Origin of the sequence: Bradyrhizobium sp. PRIMUS42, assembly GCF_023006515.1 — a bacterium.
In the GTDB taxonomy this organism is placed as follows: domain Bacteria; phylum Pseudomonadota; class Alphaproteobacteria; order Rhizobiales; family Xanthobacteraceae; genus Bradyrhizobium.
The window spans coordinates 1-1268 of record NZ_JALBGZ010001164.1; the positions used below are offsets into that span (position 1 = coordinate 1).

Here is a 1268-nt window from a genome sequence, read left to right on the forward strand (position 1 = left end):
GGCGACGACGACCGTGTCGCGCCCGCCCGTGGCCGGCCGCCTGGCGAGACCATGCAGGTGCTTGTCGAGCGCGATGGCGTCATCGAGTGAATCGACGCTGAAGCCATGCTCGGCGAGACCCGGAATGTTCGGACGGAACAGCCGGCTGCCGGTGGTCACGACGAGACGGTCGTAGGAGAGCGTCTTCTTCGTGCCCTTTGCCGTCGCGATCTTCACCATGCAGGATCTGGTGTCGACGGTCTCGGCGATGCCTTGCACATAGGTGACGTCGATGGCCTCGAGCACGTCGAGCAGGGGCGCCGTCAGGGTCTCGGGCTTGGGTTCATAGAGCCGCGGGCGAACCACGAGCGTCGGCTCGGGCGCAACCAGCGCGATCTCCAGCTGGTCTGGCGACACGCCCTGGATCTCGCGCAACCGGGCTGCGGAAAGGGCGGCGTACATGCCGGCGAAGCCGGCGCCGATAATCACTAGTCGCATGGATTTGCTCCTTGGTTTGCGTGGTTCGAAAGTCCGCGCGCGACCGCCGCTGCTCCGTCCAGGGCAGCGTCCGGTGACGGCACGAAGAGATGTGAAGAGATGAAGTGAGCCGCTGAGTCTAAGGCACCATGCAGCGTTGCAGCGGTGAACTCGGCAGCCAGTCTTGGCGAAACACGACCGCCCTCGGGCCCCAGTCCTGATAGGGAAGGCTGGAGCCATCCCGGGTCATGATGGACACCAGCGGATGCATCGGGTGCACATAGTGTGCCGGAAGCTCCACCTCCTCGCCCGTCGCCGACGTAAAGCGAACGGCCAGCGAGAGTCCGTACAAGGTTGCGGTGGCAAGGCCTCGGCGGCGCGAGGCGATCACCCGCCGGCTGATGAAGTTTTTCCAGGTCATCTTCGGTCTCCCTCGATTGCTCCGGCCATGATGATGGTCTAGCGGATCGGGTCTGCCGCTGCGCCAGAGCGATTGCCGTCATTGCAGCGCGATTGCTGCTAACGGTTATGCCTGCGCCGGTCGTTCGGGCTCTCGCGGGTCAGCTTCCGGAAGGCTGCCGCGAACGCACGGTGCCTGTCTTGAACACACAGCAGACATGGAAGCGCGACAGGCCGACATCGGACGCCCGCGCAGCGAGCGGCCTCGCGATCGAGAAAAAGCACGTTGCGCTTTGCGCGATTGTCGTTAGCGCGTGTGGCGCCTGCGCCACTCGCTCGGGGTCTCGCCGGTCAGCTTGCGGAACGCGGCCGCGAACGCCGTCTGCGAGGCATAGCCGAGCGCGGCTGCGATC

At 65.5% G+C, this 1268-nt stretch carries 3 protein-coding genes; all 3 read right to left on the reverse strand.

The window, feature by feature from the left end; translation table 11 throughout:
• Positions 1–477, reverse strand: a 477-nt coding sequence (locus tag MOV75_RS38645; protein WP_247008082.1) for an FAD-dependent oxidoreductase, incomplete at its 3' end; no start/stop codon positions are given.
• Between the two features lie 118 nt (positions 478–595).
• Positions 596–877 (reverse strand): hypothetical protein, encoded by a 282-nt coding sequence (locus MOV75_RS38650; protein ID WP_246932314.1) that lies wholly within the window; start codon positions 875–877, stop codon positions 596–598.
• Positions 878–1162: 285 nt separating this feature from the next.
• Positions 1163–1268, reverse strand: a 106-nt coding sequence (locus tag MOV75_RS38655) for a helix-turn-helix domain-containing protein (RefSeq protein ID WP_247008085.1), incomplete at its 5' end; no start/stop codon positions are given.

What these genes read in the sequence shown, in the direction of transcription:
- MOV75_RS38650 (WP_246932314.1), bottom strand. Translation starts at nt 877, where the DNA reads ATGACCTGGAAAAACTTCATCAGCCGGCGGGTGATCGCCTCGCGCCGC.